The 25,132-nt window shown below is 48.2% G+C and carries 27 protein-coding genes; 8 read left to right on the forward strand and 19 right to left on the reverse strand.

Annotated features, from left to right (window positions below):
* Nucleotides 1-131 precede the first annotated feature (131 nt).
* A complete protein-coding gene (locus tag HP398_RS22920) occupies nucleotides 132-1,406 on the forward strand; it encodes a hypothetical protein (protein WP_017250541.1) in 1,275 nt (424 codons plus the stop codon).
* Between the two features lie 63 nt (nucleotides 1,407-1,469).
* Here HP398_RS22920 and cysC read toward each other — a convergent pair whose 3' ends face one another.
* From cysC to HP398_RS22965, 9 genes are all read right to left on the reverse strand, one after another.
* On the reverse strand, nucleotides 1,470-2,075 hold the full coding sequence (gene cysC, locus HP398_RS22925; RefSeq protein ID WP_173623722.1) for an adenylyl-sulfate kinase: 606 nt from the start codon (nucleotides 2,073-2,075) through the stop codon (nucleotides 1,470-1,472).
* Nucleotides 2,076-2,114: 39 nt separating this feature from the next.
* Nucleotides 2,115-3,257: a sulfate adenylyltransferase gene (sat, locus tag HP398_RS22930; RefSeq protein WP_173623723.1), complete on the reverse strand. Its 1,143-nt coding sequence runs from the start codon at nucleotides 3,255-3,257 to the stop codon at nucleotides 2,115-2,117.
* Between the two features lie 42 nt (nucleotides 3,258-3,299).
* Nucleotides 3,300-4,016, reverse strand: coding sequence for a phosphoadenylyl-sulfate reductase (locus HP398_RS22935; RefSeq protein ID WP_173623724.1), 717 nt, complete (start codon nucleotides 4,014-4,016; stop codon nucleotides 3,300-3,302).
* A complete protein-coding gene (cobA, locus tag HP398_RS22940; protein WP_254476305.1) occupies nucleotides 4,013-5,551 on the reverse strand; it encodes a uroporphyrinogen-III C-methyltransferase in 1,539 nt (512 codons plus the stop codon). Before cobA ends, HP398_RS22935 begins: the two co-directional genes overlap by 4 nt.
* Nucleotides 5,552-5,607: 56 nt before the next feature.
* On the reverse strand, nucleotides 5,608-5,844 hold the full coding sequence (locus HP398_RS22945) for a DUF3906 family protein (RefSeq protein ID WP_173623725.1): 237 nt from the start codon (nucleotides 5,842-5,844) through the stop codon (nucleotides 5,608-5,610).
* Nucleotides 5,845-5,883: 39 nt separating this feature from the next.
* Complete coding sequence (locus HP398_RS22950; RefSeq protein ID WP_173623726.1) at nucleotides 5,884-7,500, reverse strand: nitrite/sulfite reductase; 1,617 nt, start codon at nucleotides 7,498-7,500, stop codon at nucleotides 5,884-5,886.
* On the reverse strand, nucleotides 7,466-8,278 hold the full coding sequence (locus HP398_RS22955; RefSeq protein ID WP_017250548.1) for a sirohydrochlorin chelatase: 813 nt from the start codon (nucleotides 8,276-8,278) through the stop codon (nucleotides 7,466-7,468). Before HP398_RS22955 ends, HP398_RS22950 begins: the two co-directional genes overlap by 35 nt.
* 162 nt (nucleotides 8,279-8,440) lie before the next feature.
* On the reverse strand, nucleotides 8,441-9,334 hold the full coding sequence (locus HP398_RS22960; RefSeq protein ID WP_173623727.1) for an alpha/beta hydrolase: 894 nt from the start codon (nucleotides 9,332-9,334) through the stop codon (nucleotides 8,441-8,443).
* A gap of 25 nt (nucleotides 9,335-9,359) precedes the next feature.
* Nucleotides 9,360-10,118: an arylamine N-acetyltransferase family protein gene (locus tag HP398_RS22965; RefSeq protein ID WP_173623728.1), complete on the reverse strand. Its 759-nt coding sequence runs from the start codon at nucleotides 10,116-10,118 to the stop codon at nucleotides 9,360-9,362.
* Between the two features lie 146 nt (nucleotides 10,119-10,264).
* On the opposite strand from HP398_RS22965, the gene HP398_RS22970 reads away from it, so the two are divergent.
* Nucleotides 10,265-11,146, forward strand: a complete 882-nt coding sequence (locus tag HP398_RS22970; RefSeq protein ID WP_173623729.1) for a LysR family transcriptional regulator — start codon at nucleotides 10,265-10,267, stop codon at nucleotides 11,144-11,146.
* A gap of 42 nt (nucleotides 11,147-11,188) precedes the next feature.
* Here the strand turns inward: HP398_RS22970 and HP398_RS22975 are convergent, their stop codons facing one another.
* From HP398_RS22975 to HP398_RS23000, 6 genes are all read right to left on the reverse strand, one after another.
* Nucleotides 11,189-11,956 carry a potassium channel family protein gene (locus HP398_RS22975; protein WP_173623730.1) on the reverse strand — a complete coding sequence of 256 codons (768 nt, stop codon included), beginning with the start codon at nucleotides 11,954-11,956 and terminating at the stop codon, nucleotides 11,189-11,191.
* Nucleotides 11,957-12,103: 147 nt separating this feature from the next.
* Nucleotides 12,104-12,541 (reverse strand): DUF350 domain-containing protein, encoded by a 438-nt coding sequence (locus HP398_RS22980; protein WP_017250553.1) that lies wholly within the window; start codon nucleotides 12,539-12,541, stop codon nucleotides 12,104-12,106.
* A 21-nt stretch (nucleotides 12,542-12,562) separates the two neighbouring features.
* Entirely contained in the window at nucleotides 12,563-13,810 is a 1,248-nt protein-coding gene (locus HP398_RS22985) for a glutathionylspermidine synthase family protein (protein ID WP_173623731.1), read from the reverse strand.
* A gap of 4 nt (nucleotides 13,811-13,814) precedes the next feature.
* Complete coding sequence (locus HP398_RS22990) at nucleotides 13,815-14,075, reverse strand: hypothetical protein (protein ID WP_017250555.1); 261 nt, start codon at nucleotides 14,073-14,075, stop codon at nucleotides 13,815-13,817.
* A gap of 11 nt (nucleotides 14,076-14,086) precedes the next feature.
* Nucleotides 14,087-14,533: a hypothetical protein gene (locus tag HP398_RS22995; RefSeq protein WP_017250556.1), complete on the reverse strand. Its 447-nt coding sequence runs from the start codon at nucleotides 14,531-14,533 to the stop codon at nucleotides 14,087-14,089.
* 145 nt (nucleotides 14,534-14,678) lie between these two features.
* Nucleotides 14,679-15,455 carry an inositol monophosphatase family protein gene (locus tag HP398_RS23000; protein WP_173623732.1) on the reverse strand — a complete coding sequence of 259 codons (777 nt, stop codon included), beginning with the start codon at nucleotides 15,453-15,455 and terminating at the stop codon, nucleotides 14,679-14,681.
* Between the two features lie 261 nt (nucleotides 15,456-15,716).
* On the opposite strand from HP398_RS23000, the gene HP398_RS23005 reads away from it, so the two are divergent.
* Entirely contained in the window at nucleotides 15,717-16,094 is a 378-nt protein-coding gene (locus HP398_RS23005) for a hypothetical protein (protein ID WP_173623733.1), read from the forward strand.
* A gap of 47 nt (nucleotides 16,095-16,141) precedes the next feature.
* Here the strand turns inward: HP398_RS23005 and HP398_RS23010 are convergent, their stop codons facing one another.
* Entirely contained in the window at nucleotides 16,142-16,630 is a 489-nt protein-coding gene (locus HP398_RS23010) for a PaaI family thioesterase (RefSeq protein ID WP_017250559.1), read from the reverse strand.
* 221 nt (nucleotides 16,631-16,851) lie between these two features.
* Between HP398_RS23010 and ilvD the strand changes: the two genes are divergently transcribed.
* The 3 genes from ilvD (at nucleotide 16,852) to HP398_RS23025 (ending at nucleotide 20,644) form a co-directional block, all read left to right on the forward strand.
* Nucleotides 16,852-18,528, forward strand: coding sequence for a dihydroxy-acid dehydratase (gene ilvD, locus HP398_RS23015; protein ID WP_173623734.1), 1,677 nt, complete (start codon nucleotides 16,852-16,854; stop codon nucleotides 18,526-18,528).
* Nucleotides 18,529-18,664: 136 nt separating this feature from the next.
* Nucleotides 18,665-19,267, forward strand: a complete 603-nt coding sequence (locus tag HP398_RS23020) for an ArsR/SmtB family transcription factor (protein ID WP_173623735.1) — start codon at nucleotides 18,665-18,667, stop codon at nucleotides 19,265-19,267.
* Between the two features lie 120 nt (nucleotides 19,268-19,387).
* A complete protein-coding gene (locus tag HP398_RS23025) occupies nucleotides 19,388-20,644 on the forward strand; it encodes an MFS transporter (RefSeq protein WP_173623736.1) in 1,257 nt (418 codons plus the stop codon).
* Between the two features lie 139 nt (nucleotides 20,645-20,783).
* Here HP398_RS23025 and HP398_RS23030 read toward each other — a convergent pair whose 3' ends face one another.
* On the reverse strand, nucleotides 20,784-21,284 hold the full coding sequence (locus HP398_RS23030; protein WP_017250563.1) for a C40 family peptidase: 501 nt from the start codon (nucleotides 21,282-21,284) through the stop codon (nucleotides 20,784-20,786).
* A gap of 449 nt (nucleotides 21,285-21,733) precedes the next feature.
* On the opposite strand from HP398_RS23030, the gene trmB reads away from it, so the two are divergent.
* Together trmB and HP398_RS23040 are read left to right on the forward strand one after the other, a co-directional pair.
* Entirely contained in the window at nucleotides 21,734-22,378 is a 645-nt protein-coding gene (gene trmB / locus HP398_RS23035) for a tRNA (guanosine(46)-N7)-methyltransferase TrmB (RefSeq protein WP_017250565.1), read from the forward strand.
* 8 nt (nucleotides 22,379-22,386) lie between these two features.
* The gene (locus HP398_RS23040; RefSeq protein ID WP_173623737.1) at nucleotides 22,387-22,578 is read left to right on the forward strand and encodes a hypothetical protein; all 192 of its coding nucleotides are present in this window, start codon (nucleotides 22,387-22,389) and stop codon (nucleotides 22,576-22,578) included.
* A gap of 162 nt (nucleotides 22,579-22,740) precedes the next feature.
* On the opposite strand, the gene HP398_RS23045 is transcribed toward HP398_RS23040, so the two are convergent.
* Entirely contained in the window at nucleotides 22,741-23,439 is a 699-nt protein-coding gene (locus HP398_RS23045) for a response regulator (RefSeq protein ID WP_017250566.1), read from the reverse strand.
* Nucleotides 23,417-25,048: an ATP-binding protein gene (locus HP398_RS23050; protein WP_429850210.1), complete on the reverse strand. Its 1,632-nt coding sequence runs from the start codon at nucleotides 25,046-25,048 to the stop codon at nucleotides 23,417-23,419. Before HP398_RS23050 ends, HP398_RS23045 begins: the two co-directional genes overlap by 23 nt.
* Nucleotides 25,049-25,132 lie beyond the last annotated feature (84 nt).

The raw sequence follows: 25,132 nt of genomic DNA on the forward strand, positions 1-25,132 counted from the left end.
TCATCTTACCACGAAAATGGGGCAGAATTAGCTGGATTGTGATTTTTTTCCGTTTTTGCGAAACCTTTTCTCTACTTGTGCGTAGAAGAAGAAGGGAATAAAAAATAATATACATAGGGGAGGAACACATCATGTGGAAAAAAGGAAGCGCCCTTCTGGTAGCAGGTACAGTATTGCTGACCGGTTGTGCTGGCGAGGCATCCCTGGTGCGTGATTCTATCGTAGCGACAATTGAAAAGCCAAACTATGATTTTGAAGGCTCCTTGAAGCTGACAGGCGACGTTGAGAAATTGCCTGAAGCATTCGGAGAAACGGCTGACAAAGAAGGAACGGCGTTGTTGTCCGCTTTGAAAGCAGGCGTAACAGTAAAAGGCTCCCAGCTGGATATGGATACTGTGAAGTTTGAAGTAGAAGTTAAAGACGACAAACTCCTGCGCGACAACAAGCTGTGGACAGGTGACAAAAAAGCATCTGTTGAAACGATCGTTGACGAAGATAAAGTCTACGTGAAGTCTCCACTGGACAGCAAGTACTTGGTAATCGATTCGAGCGCATCCAATCCTTTCATGGCTGAGTTTGGCGGCTCCGATGCTGCTAACGCTGCGAAGCTGAAAGACTACCAAGACAAAATGAACGACCTTACTTTCAACTTTGTTAAAAAGTATGTAAGTAAATATGGCTATACATTGACAGACGCGAAAAACCATGGCAAACAATCCGTTACATTGCCGAACGGTGAAAAAGTAGAAGCGACTCACGTAACTGTAAAAATCGACGCAAAAGAACTCGTGAAAATGTTCTTCTTCACAGCTAACGATGCAGTAGCTAGCAAAGAAGTAAAAGATTTTGCGATCGATATGATGGTACTGACCACTTCCATGACAGAAGATCTGTATCCAGAACTGGGCAAGAAAACTACAGAAGCTGAGAAGCGTGCAACTGCAGAAGCAATGGTCAACGAAGGCATGGCTGAAGCGAAAAAATGGCTGGAAGAAACAGGTAAAGTATACACACCTGAAAAAATCGTAGAAGAAATGAAAAAAGAAGGCTTCCACAAGCTCGCTTGGAACCTCGACTTCTACATCGACAGCAACAAAATGCCTGTGAAACAAACAAGCGATCTGAGCGTAACTTTCCAAGCTCCTGAAATGAAGCAAGCAGTGACAATCGGTCTGGCTGCTGATCAATATGCATACAACTTCGGAAAAGCAACCAAGTTCAATGCGCCAGCAAAAGATGCTGGTCTGACTGTAGAACAGCTGGTGAAAGATGAAAAAGCAATCAACAGCTTTAGCGACAAAGGCTTTGTTCGTCCAATCGCTGAAAGCATGGTTGATCAACAAAAATGGATGGAAGAATTGACTGAGGATCTGGAAGCTGAAGAAGCAGCGACCACTACGAAGTAATATTTTTCCTCACGAAGAAAGCACGGCGCCTCTCGCGTCGTGCTTTTTTACATCCCCATAAAACTAGAGAATTTGCTGCTCTTCCAGGTATGTAAGGACACTCTGGACAGATTCTTTAATTGTCTGCTTGTCGCTTTCAATGACCAGTTCCACTTGAACAGGCTCTTCATACGGTGCTGAAATCCCCGTAAACTGACCAATCTCTCCACTTCTCGCTTTTTGGTATAGTCCCTTCACATCCCGGCGCTCACACTCATCCAATGAACATTTTACGTATACCTCGATGAATTCTCCTGCCTCTACCAGATTACGCGCAAGCTCCCGGTCTTCCCGATAAGGAGAGATAAATGCCGTCAAGGTAATCAAGCCTGCATCTACGAACAGCTTCGCGACCTCGCCAATTCGGCGAATATTTTCCCGTCTGTCCTCTGCCCCAAACCCCAATCCGCGGTTTAAGCCGTGACGTATATTGTCACCATCCAGTACGTAACTGGCTAGTCCTCTTTGATGCAATTCGTGTTCGACTGCATTAGCCAACGTCGATTTACCCGAACCAGACAGCCCCGTAAACCATAAGACACAGCTTTTGTGGCCTGCACGCTTTTGACGGTCTTGTTTGGTTACCGTCGTTGGATGCCATACGATATTCGCGGTGCCCTCTCTACTCATTGTCTCTCTCCTCTCTTACAACCGCTTTCTTCTAGCCGATTATGATACGGACACCGGTCGCATCCCTTCGATCAAGACCAGCGCGACCTCAGGACGGCTAAATTCAGGTGGCGGAGCCTCCCCGCGCGCCAGCATTTCCCTCACTTTTGTTCCGGACAGCGCGACATGGTGCTCACTATCATGCGGGCATGTTTTGGTAGAGGCCATGTTTTCGCAGCTCTTACAATAAAAGCTGTTCTCGAAAAATAATGGCGTAATCCCTAGCTCCTCTGGCTGGAACTGGCGGAAAATATGCTGGGCATCGTACGTCCCGTAATAGTTGCCAACACCCGCGTGGTCCCGACCTACAATAAAATGAGTGCAGCCGTAATTCTTCCTCACCAGTGCGTGAAAAATCGCTTCCCGCGGTCCTGCATAACGCATCGCAGCTGGGAACACGGCCAACTCTACCCGGGTAGCCGGATAGTATTTTTCCAGCAATACCTGATAACTGTTCATCCGCACATCCGCTGGGATGTCATCTGCCTTCGTTTCGCCCACTAGAGGATTTAAAAAGAGACCGTCGACGATTTCGAGTGCTGACTTCTGGATGTATTCATGCGCGCGGTGGACTGGGTTGCGCGTCTGAAAGCCGACAATCGTTTTCCAGCCCTTCTCGGCAAATCTTTCTCTCGTTTGTGCTGGATCGTAGTGATAGCTGGCAAAGCGACCTTTTTCGGCGCGCCTTACCAACGTAATGGGGCCAGCCAAATAAACGGCGGGACGCTCCAGTAGTTTTTTCACCCCAGGATGATTCGTATCGTCGGTACCATAGACGAGCCGGGCTTCACGCTCCTTGTCAGGTGAATAAATATCGGTGATCGCAAGAATGCCATAGACCGAACCTTGATGGCTCAACCGCACCTTGTCTCCAATCTGCAAGGCTCCTGCGACAGTGGTCGAGACCGGAAGCGTAATCGGAATGCTCCAAACGGTACCATCTACCAGTCGCATCTGCTCTACGACAGAAATATAATCCGCACGATTCAAAAATCCCTCAAGCGGACTGTAGCCCCCAATCCCGATTAACTCCAGATCTGCGAGTGCAAATGCATCTATCTCTACCTCATGCGTAGTCACCGACAGGTCTGCCTGTGGATCAAAACGGTTTACCAGCTCTCCCCCGTGAGGTTTCCCACTCATACAAAAGCCCCTCCTATCCTTGGTTTGTTCTTCTCTTTTTCGTTACCTTGCGAGATGCAAGCCACATTCCGTTTTCCCTGCTTGCGCCCAGCGCCCTGCTCTCGAATCCTCGCCCTCTTTTACAGGACGAGTACAAGGAGCGCAGCCGATGCTCGGATAGCTCTGGTCGTGAAGGGGGTTGTACGGCAATTCAAATGCCCGAATGTACTGCCATACTTCCTCCGACTTCCAATGAATGAGCGGGCATATTTTTAGCGACTGGAATTTTTCATCGCGATTGATAAAATCGACATTCGCTCTCGTGGCCGACTGCTCTCTGCGTAGTCCTGACAACCATGCAACCGCTCCGGTCAGCACACTTTCCATCGGCTGTACTTTGCGGATATGGCAGCACATATCCGGCTGCCTGCTCCACAATTCTTCGCCATGGAGGTCTGCCTGCTGTGCCAGCGTGATGTCCGGCTGCTTGACCGTTATCTGCAACGCAGGATACCTCGCTCTCACCTGCTCAATCAAGCTGTACGTCTCGGAAAAGTGGAGATTCGTATCCAAAAAAGTGACCTTGGCATCCTTTTTTATTCCACTGATCATATCGAGCAGCACCATGGCCTCGGCCCCAAAGCTACAAGAATAAATCAAATCATCTGAAAACGTTTGGTAGGCCCATCTGATTACATCTATGGTGTCGCCCTTTGCGAGACTATTATTGATGGAAGCGAGTTGTTCCTCTGTAGCTGTCGCAAAATTTAGCTGGCTCATGTGCCCCCTCCTTGATCATTCAGCGTACGATCCTTCCTGCGAACTAGTCGTCGACAAGACAAGCGTCTGCCCACGCTTGGCATGGTCGCGCACGCCATGAGCTGATTTATATGGATCGCTTTATCTTCATGGCTGCTTACGGTTTGCCAGCCCATTTCTCTCGCCGCAGCTGCTGTTTCCTTCCCGACACATACGATCGGTGTCTTTGACCAGGCATTGCCGGCGAATTGCGCCAGCGCTGACAGCGTATGAGCGTCATCCGTCGCAAGCCAATCAAATGACAATCCTGCCTCTTTCGCACCGAGGTGCTTCTCATCCCATTCCACTGTGCCTGCTTGGATCACTTGAATCACCTTGCCGTGGCCCAACGTGATTCTTTGCGGCTTCCTTGCCCCTATGCAAAGCACCTGCTCTTCTTTTTCCAAGGCAAGCAGGTCAGGGAATGCGAGCAGTGATGTGTTCTCATCCAGCACCAAGTCCGGATATATCCCCCGTTTCTCGAAAGCCTCAAAAGCCAGTTGCCCACAAACAGCCAGCTTGCTCGTCAAGCGCCGTACATCAAAACGCTGTTGTCGCAAGGCAGAAGTAAAAAAGAATACTTGCTGCTCATTCTCGAAGACGAGCCAACGATAAGTGGCTAGCTCTGTCAATGGTGTGTCAAACGTGCAGCGTTTGATCAAAGGAATCGGTAGGACTTCGGCGCCCAACTGCTCCAATGCAATTACGAGCTCGCTATTTCCTTCATCGCTTGTTCTTCCTGCAACGGCTACTCGTTGTCCGAACAAGGGGCGTGATTCGTACCAATTCAGCGATTCTCGCAGACGAACAACCTCACCAACAATAATGATAGCGGGTGCGGCAAAACGAGCCTGCTCGACTTCCTTATCTATCGTCCCAAGCTTGCCGATCAACGTCTCCTGCTCACGCACCGTCCCCCAGCGCACGAGAGCAACGGGCGTATGGACGTCTTTTCCATGCGCAAGAAGGCGCGCCCTGATGCGAGGCAGATTTTTCACACCCATGTAGATGACCAACGTTTCCATCGAGGCGAGGGCAGCCCAGTCCGGTTCCTTTCCCGCATTTTTTTCACACAAGTGACCGGTGACAAAAGCGACGGAAGAGTTGTAGTCACGATGAGTCAGCGGAATCCCCGCATAGAGCGGAGCCGCCATCCCGGAAGTAATCCCTGGGACGATCTCAAACGGAATAGAATGGTCACGGCACATCTGTGCTTCCTCTCCTACCCGCCCGAACATACTCGGGTCCCCGCCTTTCAGTCGAACGACATATTTCCCTTTTTGAGCTTCCCGGATGAGCAGGAGGTTGATCTCTTCTTGCGGCAATGTATGATGATCCGCCTCTTTCCCGCAATAGATGAGGGTGGCTCCCTTTTTTGCGTACGAGAGAAGCTGCGGGCTTGCTAGGCGATCGTACACAATCACATCCGCAAGCCGAAGCGACTCCATGCCGCGAATCGTCAGCAGCTTGGGGTCACCAGGCCCTGCTCCGACAAAAACGACTCTGCCTGTGTTCATTACGAATCCGTCCTCCTTGCTGCTTGGTTCCTTCACAGGAAGAGCCCTCGCCATATTTAAGTAAACGTAGAGGTTTCCACTACGTACCCGACTCCTTGGCGTCCGAACGGCTTCTTTTCAACCAAGCTCAGCTCTCTGATACGAGGTGGCACTATCGTATGTCGCAAGAGATTGTTCTCAGCTGAAGTGAAGGCTCGCTCATCCGTTTTGGCGATGACCACAACCGTCAGTAATCGACCTTCCTCTAGCACGGCTTCCAGCTTGTAAAGGTAGCTCTCTGTTTCCTCTGCCATGACATGTCACCCCTTAACCTGGCTATACCCGCACAAGCATTACGCTGGTTGCAGAATGGAGTCAACCTGTGCTTGGATATGGGAAAGTCCTACCCGCTCCACATAGCGCCAGTATGGTTCGCCTTCCTGACGATCCGCCTTGTACAGCGTGATCAATTGGGCAAGGAACGGACCGAGTCTGTCTACAGTAATCCGCGCGTTGAGCTTGCGGTTGAATTGCGGTTCCTCCAGTGTCCCACCTACGTAGATGTCAAACGCCTCTACCATTCCGTTCGATGTCTTGACCAGTGCGCCTTGCAGGCCGATATCCGCAATTTGGCGCTGACCGCAAGAATTCGGACAACCGATCATATGAATGCGCAGCGGCGTTTCGAGAACGACCGTATCATCCAAATATTGAGCCAGCGAACGCATCCGCTCCTTGGTCTCCACGATAGCCAGATTGCAATATTCCGTACCTGTGCACGATACGGCATACCCGACAAACGTATTGGGCTGCAATTTGAAACGGTTCACAATTATCGGCTCATTGCGGAAAGCTGCGACCTTCGCTTCGGGAATGTTGCGTATCAGGACATTTTGGGTGTTACAGGTGCCAATCGTTCCATCGCCATATTCGTCTGCCAGACGGGCAACTTCATTTAGCTCCCCTGCATTCATTCGTCCAACGGGAACAGACAAGCCTGCGTAATATAGTCCTGCTTGGCGCTGCTCGTGAATGCCGTAAAAGTATCCACCATTCCAGCCCGAGGTTAAATCGATACCACCCGGCTCAAGCTCTCCAACCAGCTCTATTAATTGCTCCTTGAACTTTTCCGGTCCCCAGTCAGCGACCAAGAACTTAAGACGGGCATGGGTACGTTTTTGACGGTAGCCGAAATCGCGGAACAGAGTCGTAACTCCTGCCGCCACTTTGACGACCTCCTCTGGTCGAACGAACACATCCAGTTGCTTCGCCAAGTATGGCTTCGCTGACAAGCCGCCACCTACCCATACATGAAAGCCGATTACTTCCTCGCCAGCCATGACTTTTTTAGCCGGAGTGAAAGCCAGATCGTTGATTTGCGCATGCGCAACGTTATGAATATTGGCAGAAAGCGATATTTTGTACTTGCGTGGCAGATTGGAGAAGTCACGATTGAGCAAGAAGAATTTTTCCAGCTCCGCTACGATGAGACGCGTATCCAGCACTTCATTGGGATCAATTCCTGCCAGTGGGTTCCCCATGATTTGCCGCGGGCAGTCTCCACATGCTTCAAAAGAGGATAGTCCCACAGAGGCGAGCCGATCAAAAATGTCAGCGAGCGATTCTACCGTGAGCCAGTGAAATTGCACGGCCTGACGTGTGGTCACATCCACCAGATCACGTCCATAATCTTCCGCGATGTTGGCGAGCACCCGAGCTTGTTCGCTGCTCAAAATGCCTCCAGGTATGCGCACGCGCATCATGAAGTGGCCGTTCTTTGGTCGCTGCTGATAGATGCCTGCCCATTTAAATCGATCCATGTCAGAAGATTCAATCGATGCGAAGCCTTCTTTGGAATAGGTGTTTACGATCGTTTCGATGACATCCAGACCGTCTTTTTCCAGCTTCGTAAACTCCATTTTGTTGAGGGATGGATCAGCAGCCCACTTCCACTGCTTTCTCTCTGCCATGCTCGTACATGCTCCTTTGTGAGAAGATGTCAGTTACCAATGCCATTCGAATCGATTGGCTCATCCAGTCCGCAATCAGGGGGTGGGGCAAGTACGCACTGCCCTCATAGCGATAAGCCAAGCCCGCAAGTCGTTTCGGGATTACTTGTCGCGTGAAATAGCCCTGGCTGACGAACAGAGGAAGCACGAGGACATCCCCTTTTTGTGCCAGTGAACAGGCTTGATCGTACAGAGTATCGGGCCTCAGTGTCGCATATCCGGCAGCGGCAAATGCATAGCGGTTTTGCAAGCGGAATGTCAGACGCAAGAGCAGCTTTTCCCACCGTTCATGACATCCAGGCAAGTCACTGCCGTGCCCGACGAGCAACAAAGCCTCCTGACTAGGTAAGCGTGATAGACTTGCGATTCGTTCTGCCACGATCTGCTCGACATTTCCGTGATCCTCCAATGGCGGACACCAGAGAATTCTTGCCTGAACCGGAACGCGAATCAGGTCTGTCTCTCCTGTCGGCCATGGGTCTAGTCCAAGCATCGCGCGGATTTCCCCTACGTGATTGCTTCCTGCCGTAGCGAATAGCGGAACGACGACAATCGTTGTCGCTCCTGATGCTTCCAGACGTTTCACTTCCTCGCTGATGCTTCGTCCTTCCACTCCTCCCAAGTAAGCTACCCGAATTGGCAAATCAGTGCGGCACTGCCAAACGGCTGATTCCACCAATGTCAACCAGTCAGGATCGGGTGAACCGTGAGCAATTACCAAAACCGCTGTTTTCGCCATCGGATAATCCCCTTATCCAAACTTATTTTGTAATTCATATATGTTTACTCGGAATTATAATTGGGATGGATTGCTCCGTCAATAACAAATAACAAAATCAATATTCCACTTGAACATAATAAAAAAGCAACCGCTATCTCGTGCGGCTGCTTGCAACGTTTGTTATTTTGTTGTAAATACGTCTTTTAAAAACTTCGAAACCTGAGAACGTGCTTGAACCCCTTTATCCATAATCCCAGCCAGCCAAAAGAATCCATGGATCATTCCCTCATAGCACTTATATTCTACAGGAACTCCAGCTTCCTTCAGACGCTTGGCATATTCCGCACCATCGTCTTTTAAAGGATCGTATTCTGCTGTAATAATAAGTGTCGGTGGTAAATTCTCCAAGTCATTGTTCAATAAAGCTGAAGCAAATACATTGTATCTGTGAATTTCGTCACCTAAATAGTTTTGAGCTGCCCAGAAAACTCCCTTAGTCGTAAGCAGATAACCTTCGGCATTGTCACGGTATGATTGTGCCTTGTCGAAAGTCAAAGTAAGATCGAGGTTCGGATAAACTAATACTTGAGCCGCTAATGAGAGATTGTTGTACTTTTGTGCCATGGTGGCAACTCCAGCAGCAAGATTTCCACCTGCGCTGTCCCCACCAATTGCTATTCTTGTTTTATCTGCATTCAGCATGGAACAATTTTCAGCTACCCATTTGGTAGCTTCATAACAATCCTCTAGAGGAATCGGGAATTTATGCGTAAAAGCTTTGCGATACTCTACTGAAACAACGATGCACTCAGCTTCATGTGCTATGTTTCGGCATAGGGTATCCACTTCATTAATGTCTCCTGCCACCCATCCACCACCATGCAAATAAACAAAAACAGGTAATGAATCTCTTTCATTTGGCGTATAAACTCGAACCTTGATATCACCGTTCTTTACAGGAATTTGAAAATCTTCTACTTTCGATACAGCTTTTGGTTCCCCATGCTCTCCACGAAGGGAAGTAACATCATTCACTCGTGCAAGATACGCTTTGGCTTGTGGATCTAAAGTCATAAATTAGTCCTCCTAAATTTTTTTATCAAATCTCGATCTGAAAATAGCGACGAACCGTTTCCTCAATCTCGTGTTCTTCCAGTTTTCGTTTTGTTTTCTCTTTGCCGTTGACGATGATCAACGTGTTTCCCAACAGGGTGATACGCCCATTTTCCGTTACTCTCGAAAGGAAATACATCTTGTTGAACATCGATTTAGGAGATGTTTCCGTTTGAACACAGATTGGATGGATGTTCTCTAAATTCCATAGATGGGAAGGTGTCTCAAAACGATATTGCGTTTCCCACTCCTCATCGCTCTTCTTTTGCAAATAGAAAAGCGCTTTGGTTTCATCCTTATATACACGATACATTCCATCACTATCAACAACTTCACCTCCGCTTAATGGAACAGGAAGCCGTGGCGAATTACCGCCCGTGCCTACATCCACCAAGTATTCCTTGTTATCAAGCGGTACGATAATGAACAAGTGAGCATTTTCAAGAGCCCAAACTCCATTTCCAACATATACGGTTCCTGCCATAAGGTAAGGTTCATAACCCAGTTCTTTTAGCAGAAAATAAAATATTCCGTTTAACTCGTAGCATACTCCACCCTTTTTGGCATGGACAATTTTTTGAAAAAGATCTTCTTCACGCAAAGACAGAGGTTTTTTGGCAAGAATATCAAGGTTCTCAAAGTGAACATGGAGAACTTGTTGTTTTTGAAGATGGGACAAGTATGCAAGACTCAGCTCATTTCTTCTCTCAGCCTGAATATGTTCTAGATATTTTTGTATATCCATGATATTATTCACCCCTTTTTATACTTAATCATTTACAATGTTTCCACTTACCCTTTTATTATAAAATTGATCATCAATAAATAAAAATATATAATTCATTATCATATTAATAACATAGGACATATCAATGTAAGGTGGTAACGACTATGGAATTGCTTCAACTCAAGTATTTTCAGATAGTCGCTCGTACGGAACATATGACAAAAGCGGCAAAGGAACTCCACATCGCCCAGCCAGCTCTCAGTGTTACCATCGCTCGCTTGGAAGAAGAATTAGGAGTCCCTTTATTTGATCGGATTGGGCGACAAATCCGCCTGAATGTTTTTGGACAAGCTTTTCTCAAGAAGGTGGATACAGCTCTTGGGGCGCTGGAAGAAGGGAAGCGCGAAATTGCAGATCTGGCTGGATTGGAACGTGGAAGTGTTTTGTTAGCTACGACAACCTTGAATCGAGTATCTGAATTACTGGCACCTTTTCTATCCTTATATCCTCACATCAGCTTTCGCATCACCCAAGCAACGACAGAAGAATTGAAGGTTCAACTGCTCGAAAAAGGTGAAATCGACTTTTGCCTCGCTACTTCCTCGATTGATCGGCCGGGAATCTGTAATCTGCCCTTATTGACAGAAGAGATCGTACTGGCAGTGCCAAGTGCTCATCGTCTCGCAGGCCGCCATCGAATCCACCTCAGCGAAGTAGCAAATGATCCGTTCATCAGTCTAAAACCGGGGTATATGTTCCGTGAGATCACCGATGATTTCTGCCGAGAGGCTGGTTTTCTACCCAATATCGTATGTGAAGGGGACGAACCTGCAGCCATCAGCGGCTTGGTACGCACTGGCCTTGGTGTTGCATTTTTACCAATCGCCGCTAAAAAGGAATTGCCACCGCTTACGCTCCTTCATATTGAGGAGCCTGTTTGCCAATGGACTCCTCATTTGGTTTGGCATGAAAAGCACTACTTGTCACTTGCTGCACAGACCTTTCGTGAATTTGTTGTACAGCATTACGCTCAAGAAAAACAGTAATCACAACAAAAAAGCTGTCAGGCCAATACCTGACAGCTCCTCTTATTCCTCACTCTTTTTCCTCGTTCGACGATACAGCAAATCCATACTTTCCTTGAGCGTCTCATACTCGTGCTCGGTCAAGTTTTCGATCTGTTGGATATTTGTGATCGTCTGCTTTTTGATCTCTTCGGTCAAGCGATCTTTCTCATCCGGGCCTTTGCTTTCATGTGTCTCTGTCCAATGCGTAGCAAAATTCGCCGTCAAAGCTCCTAGCATTCCGATCCCCGTTATCATCAAGATCGTCGCCATGATTCTTCCTCCCGCCGTCACGGGCGAAATATCACCGTAGCCGACTGTCGTGGTTGTCACAATCGACCACCACAACGCATCCGGGAAGCTTTTGATGTTCTCGTTTACACCGTATTCGAGCAAATAAATAGCAGTCGAGCTCCACAGCATGATGATCGTGACGACACCAACTACTTGACGCATCGGGCCTGATCGAATGATTCCCAACAAAAACGGCGAAGCACGCACAATACGCACCAGCCGAAGCACACGCATGATTCTGGCTAAATACAAATAAGAGTCCAATGGAATCATCGCGATCAGGTCGAACCAGTTGGCGAAAACGAATTTTCGTTTGTCTTTCGCCCTCCATAGCCGGACCAAATACTCGACAATCAGCATGATGATCAGCGCATTGTCTACCTTGTCCATCAGTTCATCAGTCAGCAGAGGGTGATTAGAGAAGTCTGCAAACAACAGGATCGCATACGTAATCACTAGCATAATGATAAAAATCTCATACATGACGCGCCAGAACAAAAAGACTCCTCCCCGTGCTCATAAGTGCCTGCTCAAAATATGATCTGTTCCGCATCGAAAAAGAGGCGAGAACCTGAAGCGGGAGGAGCCAAATGTAGAGAACCTACACGAGCACCAGACTTCGAAGGTGAACGCCTCTTTCCATGCTTAGTAGCTGATCAGCGCAGCCATCAACAAGCCCGCTGCAATACTCAAACGCGAAGCGAAAATACCGACGGCTACGTTCCCGTTCGGAATTTCAGACACGACTTTAAATGGTGTGACCCATTCGAACAAATAAAAAACGATGACTTGAAATACCATTCCTACAATACCCCAGATGACTAAATCCCACAAGTTAACGGAGTGGTATACAGCCGAAGCGAGGACGATTGCCAAACCGATGATTTTCCCTCCCAAATCGTGCGAGGCTGCTTTTGCCGCTGCCATTTTCTTCGGATCGTCAGTCTGTGCCCCCTGCTTGATCAGATCAAATTCTTTGTAAGGAGTCGTGATTGTAAACACAAAAATTCCCACAGCCAATATCGGAATGGTTACTGCCAAATACGCCAAAAAATTCAATACGTAATCCAATTGTCCCAACATGTAAATTGTCCTCTCCTTTCGCTACTTGTCTATGCCGACCGGCAAATAATAGGATAGGTTGTTTGTAATCGGTCCTCCGACACGGGCTACAATGGCCGATGCCTCTGTGCCGATCCAAAAGGACCCCCAGAGTAGCCGCCCAGCATAAGCTCCCTTCACTGTCTGAACCGTTATCCGTGGAAGCTCCACACGTTTCTGATAAATCATCGGTTGCTCCCAGTAAAACTCTTCCTGATCCTTCTCTTGCAGCGTACCATCTGATGCAAACAGCATGACACCGCCACCTTCCCGCCCAAAAATCGGCTTCGTGACATAGTCCTCCCTGCCTGCAAACCGATTTTCAAAATAAGTCGGCAGCATATAAGCTTCGATGATCGCGTGCTCCTCTTCGGTAAAAAATTCATTCGCCTCATGCAAGTTCCAGATGAGTGCCTGCAAAGCCTTCGTCTGAATGAGAAACGCAGAAGGAGGATTCATAATGGCGAGTTTTTTGCGGGCAATCAACGAAAGCACATGCTCACCAGTCGGGTAGCCATCTTCATCCTGTTCTACCGCCAGCTTTTCCAAAGCATGCAGACGGTACAGCACATCGACTGGCAGTAGCTCCTCATTCTCCTTTACATAGAGACGATCTTGCCAAACACGCAAATGCTCCAAAGCGGCAAACCGAGCAGACAGACCCGATTGGTTCAATAAGTACAATGTCGTTCCCTTGTCTTCCTCATGCCAGTCGAGCGAGCTAAACCAGACAGAATCCGTATCATAGCCCTGTGCCCGATACGCGTCGACCACCTTGCTGAATGCCGAACGCAACTGCCGCTCCATCCCTTCATTCGGGTCCTCGCGCTGGAAATGGAGACAAGCACGACCGTTCACATAAAAAGCCTCGACGATTCCTGTAGGGGTATCGCTGTTGCACTCAAGCATCTTCAATCCTTCTGTTGTCTGGGCAAAATCAAAGCGTCCAATCACAGTCGGCACTGTTTGGGAAACGACAATCCTGACTGCCTGCAAAGCCTGCTTTGGCACTCCTAGTTCCAACAACAGGGAGTCCTCTGCACGCTGCAATACCGGAACGACCTTGGTAAAAATTTGCCCAAGCCGCTCGGTTGCCATCGCGATTTCCTCTCGAAAGGAGGGAGGGATCAGGTGGATATCATAAAGCGCATACTCCTCGCCATACATCCAATCCCAGGTAAATACGCCCTCTTCCCGCATCGGGCCATACAGCGCCTCTCGTTCTCGTCGGTTAAGGTCTTCCACTTCCATCACCTCACCCGGAGCTGGAATAGCCCGAGCTGCCGATACCGCCTTTGGAGCTGCTCGTGCTTATGCCACTCGATACTCCGGATTTGCTCTTGTAAGACCTGTAAGTAGAGCTCGAACCCCCACTGCTGCTGCTATCGTCACAATAGCCGTCATTGTCGTTATCGTAGCAATCATCATCATAGTCATCCCCGGAAGAACAACCGCTGATCGCAAGTGCTGCAGCGACGAACATTCCGACTACTTTCTTCGATTTCGTTTGTGCCATCTTTCTTCCTCCTACACTGGCTTCGCGTAGTAAATATAAACCTGCCGATCTTCATCCACCTCGGCTGATGTCTTCTCCCATTCGCGTCCATTCACGTACAAATAGTCGCTTTGCAAATGCAAGAGAGCATCGTCATCGTCCTTGAAATAAAACGTGTGTACGAGCGGATAAACGCGTGCATTTTCTTGATATTCACGCATTTCGATCTGGATGCTGCCCCAGCGTGCAGTCACAGCCTCCGCGTAATCGACAGCTTGCTCTTCTGTTGAGCGCTTGACGTAAATGACATACGTGCCGTTTTCGATTGCACAGGAAGTCTTTTCATAAACGACATGCCCCTTCACCAAATAATCGCAAGCAAAACGCAAGGAGACCTCGTCTTTGTTCACGTTGTCGTAGTAAAACTGAACAGGGTATCCCCTCGCCTCATCCAGCAGCCGATATTCCAGTCGTGCCATTTTTCTCACCTCTTTTACCTATCACAGAATAACAAATCATGCGCAACAATTTTATACGTGCACCGAAACATTTAGTTGCCAATAAATGAAAAGAAATCCAGCTGAGCCATAAACCGCTACATAAGTCCTACTTCTTTTGTTCCCGTTACTGTCGAATCATACCGCGAATCGTTTCATGCAAATGTCCGTTGCTCGCCACTAATGAAGGCGTGTGATCTTGTTGGAATGGCTCATGCTGATACGGTTTTCCAGACCAGTCCGTAATCGTTGCACCCGCCTCCTGGGCGATAACAATTCCGGCGGCCACATCCATAATATTGGAACGTTGCATCACGATATAATCGAGCCATCCGTTTGCCAGCAAGCACCAGTCCAGGGCAGGCGCAATATTTCGCATGAGACGCTTGGTCTGGAATACAAACGGTTCCGTAAAAGCCATCTCTTCTTCCTTCGTTACCGTGTCACGTCCACGGATGTATGTACCGACTGCACGTGTGAGGTCTTGACGGTTATTGACGTTCAATCGTTTTCCGTTCAAATAGGCTCCTTTTCCTTTTTCCGCCCAAAACATTTGACCCGCTACCGGATTGTAGACGACGCCCAGCACCAGCTCGCCCTTGTGCTGCAAGGCAATCGAGATCGAGAAATACGGATAGCCGATAAAATAGTTATTCGTTCCATCTAAAGGATCGATAATCCACAGATACTCTTCCTCGCGGGAAACCATTCCGACCTCTTCAGAAAAAATGGTATGTGTCGGGAAGTGACGATGCAGGACCTCAATGATGCGCTTTTCACTGCCTTTATCCTCTGGCAGCTTCACGTCGTTATGCAATTCCTCATCGGGCACGAGCTGTTCGAGAAAACGTTCCTTCAAAAACGCACCCGCGACACTTGCTGCTTCTTTTGCTATTTCAATCATGACATTTCGCTCCTTTTTCTCTTTGGAACACAATAAGTCGGCTTTCAGCACCGAGAAGATGGCGAGAACCGAACGAAGGAGGAGCGGAGTGTAGGCAATCTACATGAGCACCGGACTTCGGAGGTGAACGCCATATTCGATGTCGAATTCGCTTTCTGGACTACTTCGTGATCAAAAGACGACTTTTTGAACAACCTTCCACTTGCACTTGTGCAGGAAAGATTACTATCATAGAAAGACACCCGAAGGAGGGGGATAAACATGAACACCGACTTCATTCGGCTGAAAAATATGGAAGGTGAACTCAAATTCACCCAAATGAATAATAGCTACGGCTTCTCTGTCACCACAAAGGAGCTCGTTTTTTTCAAGCCACATATGACCTACCATTTGTTTTTGCAGGATATCATTAGCATGGTCCCGATGAAGCTGGACGTTAGCCCTGTCACGTTTCGGCATCAGAGTGAGGCGGTTCATGCCTCATTTGGTTCCGATTACTACAAGCTGACAGCCAAATGGGCGCGGATTGTTTCCCGATCCGGTATCGTCGAAAAAGAAAACATGGAGTTTATCGTGCCGCTTTCCACCAAAATGCTCGCTTATATTTCGGAATACAGCGGTCTCGTTGTCATCAAATAACACCGTCAACCCTCGCTCTCGCCTTTTTGGTGTGGAGCGAGGGCTTTTTATTTCCGATCATTTCTGGATAGCACGATGAACGTTCCTGTACCATGGGCGATCCGCCTATCCCGATCATCGTAGACACTGCCCTCCATGACGACCAACGTGTGTCCGCGATGCAAAAAGCTCGCTTCTGCGCGCAGCCGCTCTCCTATTCCCGGAAGCAAATAATTGACCTTCAGCTCTGTGGTCACTGCATACTGACTAGGTGGCAAGGACCGATTGATCAAGGAGCCCATCGCTGAATCGATCAAAGTCGCGAGAATCCCTCCATGAACAACTCGACCTGAATTGTGCATAAAAGGGGTCAGAGGCAATTCGAAGCGATACGACTGTCTTTCTTCGTCAATGAACTCTCCCTTTAATCCAAGAAATCCAGAGATAAACGCGCTATTCCTTTCCCGCTTCTGCTGAATGGCAGCAACAGCCAGCTCGAGAATGCGGCGCTCTTCTTCATTCCCGTCCGACCAGATGTTTTTTAGCTCATCTAACATTTTGTTCACTCCAACCGAAATGGAATCGATTCTTCTATTTTATCCCAAACAAGTTGATTTCGCTATGATTCCTAAACTTATGCCAATCGAGAGCAGCTGTCCGAACCACTCGAGACTGAGCAAATGTTCAGACTTTTACGGTTGTTTCTGTTATTAAAAATTGATAAGATAGTTCAAAACATAAGACAGGCATTATCCGTATGGGAAGGGAGTTTTTCAAATTGGCCAGACAACGCAGTGACATGATCAAAAAAGGATTCGACCGCGCACCGCACCGTAGCTTGCTTCGTGCAGCAGGTGTAAAGGATGAGGATTTCGATAAACCGTTTATCGCCATTTGCAACTCGTACATCGACATTATTCCAGGTCACGTGCACTTGCAGGAGTTTGGAAAACTGGTCAAAGAAGCCGTTCGTGCTGCTGGCATGGTTCCATTCGAATTCAACACGATTGGTGTTGACGACGGAATTGCTATGGGACATATCGGGATGCGCTACTCCCTCCCGAGCCGCGAGATCATCGCAGACAGCTTGGAAACCGTAGTCGCTGCTCACTGGTTTGATGGCATGATCTGTATACCGAACTGTGACAAGATCACACCTGGGATGATCATGGGCGCGCTTCGTGTCAACATTCCAACCGTATTTGTAACCGGTGGTCCTATGAAAGCCGGAAAAACGAGTGATGGTCGCTCCATCTCACTTTCCTCCGTATTCGAGGGTGTCGGAGCTCACCAAGCAGGCTTGATCAACGATCAGCAACTCGAAGAGCTGGAGCAATATGGATGCCCGACTTGCGGTTCCTGTTCTGGTATGTTTACAGCGAACTCGATGAACTGCCTGCTCGAAGCCATCGGTTTGGCTCTGCCTGGCAATGGTACCGTACTCGCTGTCTCTCCTGAACGTCGCGAGCTGGTACAAGCATCTGCTGAAAAACTGAAAAATCTGATTGAACGCGACATTAAGCCACGCGACATCGTGACACTCGAGGCAATCGACGATGCATTCGCACTCGACATGGCGATGGGTGGGTCAACCAATACCGTTCTCCATACACTGGCGATCGCACAAGAAGCAGGCATCGAATACCCGATCGAGCGTATCAACGAGGTAGCGAAGCGCATTCCGCATATTTGCAAGCTGGCGCCTTCCTCCGACTATCATATCGAGGATTGCCACGAGGCAGGCGGCGTATCAGCCGTTCTGAAAGAAATCGCGAAAAAAGCAGGCGCGATCCATCCAGACCGTATCACTGTCACAGGCAAAACCCTTGGCGAAAACATCGCTGACGCCGAAATCAAAAACGATCAAGTCATTCGTCGCCTGGACAACCCGTACAGCGCTTCCGGCGGTCTCGCTGTTCTGTTCGGCAACCTGGCGGAGCAAGGCTCGATCATCAAAACAGGCGGTGTCGATCCTTCTATTAAAAAGCACGAAGGTCCAGCGATCTGCTTCGACTCCCAAGAGGAGGCTCTGGCAGGAATCGCTGCTGGCAAAATCAAGTCCGGTCATGTTGTCGTCATCCGCTACGAGGGACCTAAAGGCGGCCCAGGCATGCCAGAAATGCTGGCTCCTACCTCACAAATCGTGGGTATGGGCCTCGGTAAAGAAGTCGCTCTCGTCACAGATGGACGTTTCTCCGGTGCTTCTCGCGGGATCAGTATCGGTCACGTGTCTCCAGAAGCCGCAGAAGGCGGTCCAATTGCCTTCGTACAGGACGGAGATATCATCTCCATTGACCTCGAGGAGCGCACGATGCAACTGCTCGTGGATGAAGCCGAGCTGGCTCGCCGCAAAGAAGACTGGAAAGAATTCGAGCCAAAAGTAAAAACAGGCTATCTGGCTCGTTACTCCAAGCTGGTAACGAATGCGAGCATGGGTGGTATTTTGAAAATCTAGTGTTGCAAGTAAAAGCAAAACCCTTCCTTTGTGAATCACTGTCACTTAGGAAGGGTTTTTGTATTGACTTTTCCAGCTATTCCCTTCTACAATCAAGTTAATAAAATTTAACTGGTTAAAAGGATTGTGATGCATATTGGAGCAAAAGTCGATTTTTATCATCGAAAACTACGATCAGCTAAAAGTGATCAGTGACCCGTTACGCACGAAAATGCTGATGCGTCTGGTGGAAAAGCCGCACACAGGGCAACAGCTCTCCCAACTTTTTGGACTGTCCCGCGCGAAGATTCTCTACCACCTGCGTGAGCTGGAGAAGCACGGCATCATCCAGTTGGTTAAAAAAGAAGAAAAGGGCGGCAACATTCTCAAGTACTATCAGGCGGTGGCAAGAGGCTTCATACCCGCTGATCATCTACTCACGTATACGGAATCGAAAGAGGCTACCAGACAATCTTACGTCGAAGTCTTGCAACGTGCGAAAACAAGAGCGCTCAGTGCTCCTGAAGAAGCCTTTGCGCTGACGTCAACGGAAGTGGAGAAATGGCCGCGCATCTCCCTGCAATCAGAGGTCAGAGTCAGCGAGCAGGCGTTTGTGTCCTTTTTGCAAAAATACCGGAACCTGCTCCACGAATTGCAGCAAAGTTCCCTGGATGACCCCTCTTCCATGCAGGATTACTACCTGATGATTACGGGATTTCAAATTGATGAACCGTTATTCAAAAAGGATGAACAGCAGTAACAAAGGAAACGGTCATACGATAATTCCACCTGTGTATGAAAAACCTATTCGAGTAGGTTTTTCTTTCGGACATTCGGTTAATATTTTTTAACCGGTTAATAATAAGGAGAGTGAATTTCCATGGAAGCTGTCCCGAAGCAATCTAGCCTTCCCTCGGCGGATACATCCCGCTTGTTTACGAAACCCTTTACCCTTCTTTGGTTGTCCGCCCTTTGTTCCGGACTCAGTATCTCACTCTTTCTTTTCTCGCAAACCTGGTATATCATCCAGGTTTTATCTCAGGAGGCCTCGTTAGGCATCGTATTTATGGCGGCAACCATTCCCAGAATCGTCTTCATGCTCATAGGCGGAACGCTCGCTGATCGGATGAGCAAAAAGAGAATCCTGACGATCACAAGCCTGTTGAAAGCATGTTTGATGCTGTTGCTTGGAGGAATCATCTGGTGGGGGTATTCCTCGCTTGCGCTGTTTGTTTGGTTCGCTTTCTTCTTCGGTACCATTGATGCCTTTTATTGGCCAGCTCAAAATTCGTTTATACCGTCAATCGTACCCTCTACTTCCCTTTTGCGTGGGAATTCGGTGCTGCAAACAACAAACCAAACCTCACAGCTGCTCGGTCCTGTTCTTGCCGGTTTTGTGATTGAGTGGGGAAGTTACCCCTTTTTATACGGCTTTGTTGGGCTGCTTCTTCTGGTTGCAAGTGTATCCGCATGGTGCATGCCGAAACAGGAACCAGCCATTCTTTCCAAACCACAGCAAAGGCTCAAGGAATCGATAAAGGAAAGCTTCTATTATGTCAGACAATCGGATTTCCTTCCCTTGCTATTGACCGCTATCATCTGTCTGAACGTATTTCTGATGGGTCCCTTATACATCGGCTTGCCGATTTTTGTAGATCAGGTGTTGTCTGGTTCTACCCTGCAGTACAGCTTTTTGGAAGGGGCACTCGCTTTTGGCATGCTTGCCGGGGCAATCGTGCTCACACTCACGACACTGGGTCAAAACAGGTTGCAGATCGCCTTTCTTTTCATGATGATGCAAGCGCTTGTCTTCTTTGCTTTTAGCCTCACCCAACAGTTCTGGCTAAGCTTGCTTATTCTTTTTACGCTTGGCATCACGTTTTCACTCATTAATATTCCGATTCTCTCTTTTGTTCAGGAAAAGGTACCACAAGCCTCGTTGGGGAAAGTCATGAGTTTGGTCTCGCTCTCCTCTTTAGGTTTGCAGCCGATTTCACAGGCGATAACGAGTCTTTTGATCGCATGCGGACTAACGGCCAAGGAAGTGATGCTGCTTGCCTCCATCCCTCTCTTCATTGCTTCCTGTTTCTTTTATTGGCGGCAAAAGTACGCTCGGCCTACAAAGAGATCCGATTGAATTATTCGCGAAAGCAAAAAGGGATGATCTGCAATGGATCATCCCTCTTCCGTATCGTATTTACAAAACTTGCATATTCACTCTTCGCAACTTTACAGTGTGCGAGACGTATTAGTAAGTAGAGAGCCAAACGAGTAGATTACAAGACTCGCCGTGCCGAAACGAAGCGCTTCTCCCAGGACGTGCCTTTAAAGGTCGAATACGTCACTCCTGGTTTTCCATATGTATGTAAGAGTTTATTGTTGCCTGCATAAATCGCCACGTGTGTAATCCGTTTGGACGTCGTCGTTGTACTCGCCTTGAAGAACACCAGGTCTCCTTTTTTCAGGTTCGACTTGGACACACTCGTTCCTACCTTGGCTTGATCGCGAGAAGTGCGTGGTATGCTCTTGCCAACTGCGACTTTCAATACGCGCTGTGTAAAGGAAGAGCAATCAAATACGGCTGTGGTATTACTGCTTGCACCGAATTTATAAGGCGTACCCATATACTTTCTTCCCGTGGCAATGACCTTGTCCGCCTTGGATTGCGTCCACGCAGCCTCGGCTACATTTTGCTCTCCTGGCAGTGGAGCGACAATCGCTGTGACTCCCAATGCTACTCCCATTACGATTCCTATGAGGGCTTTATGTAATTTCATGCTGTTCATCCTCCCTTTTCTTGTGAAAAAGATCCCTGCTCAACAAGGGACCATTTTATGCAAAGTTTGGCTGACTTCTCACTTGTTCTCTACTTTACCAAAGCCCACCCTCTATGAAATTACCAAAAACTTACCAAAAACTATTTTTCCAACTGGATACGATTACCGCTTGACGCCTTCGCGCTTGATTTAACAGGCATTCCTCAAATTTTCAGTCTATTTCCTTACCATAATGTCCCTCTCAAATTGGCAAAATTTATCCAGCCCCCATTTGTTAAAATCCGCGTCCCATGCGACTTTCGTCCTAGTTCCATTTACAAAAAACCCCTTTTCCCTCCTTTTTCACGTAATCTGCATTTGGAATCTCTCTTTCCTTTCTTCTCTCTCTACTTGCAACTAGCAGGGAGTCATCGTAAAGTAGATAGGAGTTCGTTTTGAAGGAGGCACATATGCGACTGCGTAACATTCCAGGTGCCGAAGCGGCCCTGAGAGAATATCCGACGTTCGTAGACAATCCCCTTTCCTATAAAGGAAATTGGAAAGAACGCTTCGGGAATAACAACCCGATTCATGTGGAGATCGGCTGTGGAAAAGGACGCTTCATTAATACACTGGCCGAGCGTCACCCTGACATCAATTTCATTGCGGTTGAACTGAAGGCGGAGGTCGTTCTGCGCGCTGTCCAGCGTACGGAGTATAAAGCTGTTCCGAATCTGGCCTTTGTCCAGTACGACGCTTCCAAGTTGACCGAGTTGTTTGCCGATCATGAAATTTCTCGCATCTATCTGAACTTTAGTGATCCGTGGCCAAAAACCCGTCATGCGAAACGCCGCCTTACTTACAAAAACTTCTTGAACACCTATCGTCAGGTACTTGTAGCAGACGGCGAGATTCATATGAAGACAGACAACGAGAACCTTTTTGAGTTTTCACTCAACCAATTCGCTGCGGAACGCTTCCAGATGCGCAATATCACCTTTGACCTGCACCAGTCCAAGTTGGCGGCAGATAATGTAATGACGGAGTACGAGGAGCGCTTTTCTTCTCGTGGGCAGCGCATTTATCGGGTGGAAGCGAGCTGTGTGATTAAGTAGACCCTGGTTTGAGTCAACATAGGGGAGGAGAAGAAAAAGCACAGTTCTCTTCGACTCTGACACGCCAGCATGGGGGATTGACTGGCCGTCTCCATTTCAAAAAGGGGACCGTCGAGCCAAAGCCACCCTACGGGCGGAAGTTTCTCACAGAAGAAGTGTTCGACAAGCGTGGTCCCCTTTTTGAAGTTCCGACTGGGTAGGCGTTGTCAAGGTCTGCGAGATCTGTGCTTTTTCTTCTCGCCAGCTTTGTTGGTTCGTCGGAACCTTTTAAATGCTTAACAGAAATCATTATTATGCATAAAAAAACCCTCCGCACTCTCAAGTAGGCTTTGAACCTTACTTGTGAGAACGGAGGGTTTTTATTATTCTTTTTGCCGCCCGACGCTCTTGTATACGCGCTCTGGTCGTCCGACGACACCGTACGAAAGGTCTGCGATAGCGTCTCCTTTAGCTACTAAATATTCTAGGTATCGCCTTGCTGTTGAACGGCTAATGCCTGTTTCTTTGCTGACCAAATCCGTCGTAGCCTCCTGTATCTGCATGAGAAAGCCTGAAATCTTGTCCAACGTAATTTGATCAATTCCTTTGACTGCCCTTGTCTCGGTTGCCTTCTTTTGTCCCGTCCGGGTAATCAGCTCATCGATTTGGGCTTGACTGATCTGATCGGTGTCTTTTTTCCAATCACTCACCTTTTGCCTGAACTCCTGATAATTCCGTAACGTTTGTTGCAGGCGTGCAAAGATAAGTGGCTTGGTAATAAAATCGAATACGCCATAGCGGATCGCCTCAACGACCGCATCCACTTCTTTGGCTGCTGTCAGCATGATGACATCCGTTGTAGGGAACTGCTCCTTTATGATCGACAAAAAATCGAGGCCGTCCATATCCGGAAAATAAATGTCGAGCAACACGAGATCAGGCTGCAAAATTTCCATTTGGTCCTTGGCCTCTTGCCCATTCGTGGCAATGCCAATCACCTCGTATCCCTCCACTTTTTCCACGAAGCGTCGGTTTACCTCTGCGATTCTCAGGTCGTCTTCAATAATGAGTACCCGAATCATCAATAACGGCCTCCTTCCGTTCTGCCGTGCGTGCGTCCTTTGGTATCGTCACAGTAAAAATCGTTCCGCCTACCGGATTTCCCGTATGTGTAATATTGCCGTGTACATGTAAAACAGCTTGTTTGACTAAGTGCAGTCCGTAGCCATGATTCGGCTGCTGTTTGGTAGAGAAGCCCAGCTCAAAGATTCGTTCAGCATTTTCTTCGGAGATGCCTGGCCCCAGGTCCTCTACCTCTATGAGCAAGACCTCTTCCATATTGAGCAAAAAGATCGTGATTTCTGGTGCAAATGCACCTGGAGCTTTTACAGCGTCCATCGCATTATCTATCAAATTGCCGAGAATGACAATCAGCTGTGAGCGATCAATCGAGGCAGGAATGTCGCGGAAGTTGCTTTCCGGATCTATTTTCAATTCCACTTTGCGCTCGTTGGCTTGATTCAGCTTCCCAAGCAACAAACCACCTATCAGTGGGTCGGGGACTTCTTGCATAATAAACGTCGTATTGTGGACATGCACATTTAGCTCAGAAGAAATCGTTTCAATGGCTTCCTGATACGATTCAAGCTGGATGAGTCCTGATATGAGATGCAGTTTGTTGGAATACTCGTGCGTCTGGGAACGAAGGACTTCCGCGTACTCCTTTACCCGTGACAGCTCCTGTGTGACCTCGAACAGCTCGGACCGATTGCGAAAGCTCGCTACCGCGCCTATAACATGGCGCTCCTTATCCATAATCGGGACGCGGTTCACGACTAATACGTGCTCGTCCACATTCGTTTCGCGGTCAAATTCGGCTTTCCCAGTCTCAATCACCTCATGAAGGCCCAGCGAACGAACCAGCTCGTCCTGTTTGTCCATGATACTGTCTTTATCCTTCGCTTGCCCCAGCATATGGAGAGCCGTCTGATTCGCGAGCGTGATCGCCCCTTCCTTATTGATCGCCACAATGCCTTCACGAATCGATTCCAACACGGCTTGATTTTCCTGATACAATCGCCCGATTTGTTCAGGCTCCAAACCAAATATCGCTTTCTTTACATTCTGTGAAAGAATGAGCGTAGCCACCACACCCAAGAGCAAGGTGACGATGCCGATGACGAAGATTCGATTGCGATATGATTCAATCGTTTCATTTATATCCTCAAACAAAAAGCCGACAGAAACGACCCCCATCACCTTTCCTTCCTCATCATAGATCGGTGTCTTTCCTCTGAGTCCGGGGCCAAGCGAACCGACTGTCTCAGAGATGATGGATTGCCCCTCAAATACTGCCTCATTGTCGCCTCCCACCATCTTTTTGCCAATCTGCTCTGGATCAGGATGTGAATAGCGGATGCTTTGCAAATTTCCCACTGTGATAAAAGCCGCATTCGTGTCCACGCGTATTTTTTCCACGATTGGATTGATAATCTTGGCAGGATCTTCTGCGTCAAACGCCTGTTTGATCTCGGACATCTGCGCGACGGTCTTGGCGGTATGCAGCGCGCGCGTCCCGATCTCATGCTCTAATACGCCCGCCAGCATCTGTTCAAACATCGTACCGAGTATGACCGTCACACCAAAAAGGAGCGAGCAAATAATCAACATCAGCTTGCTGTGAAAACGCACATCGTTCCCTCCTCTTCTTCTCATTGTATCTCATTTCGCTCGATGACGAAAAAAGAGGCCATGAACAGGCCCCTTTTCTTATTT

Source organism: Brevibacillus sp. HB1.4B (assembly GCF_013284285.1).
Taxonomy (GTDB): Bacteria; Bacillota; Bacilli; order Brevibacillales; family Brevibacillaceae; genus Brevibacillus; species Brevibacillus porteri.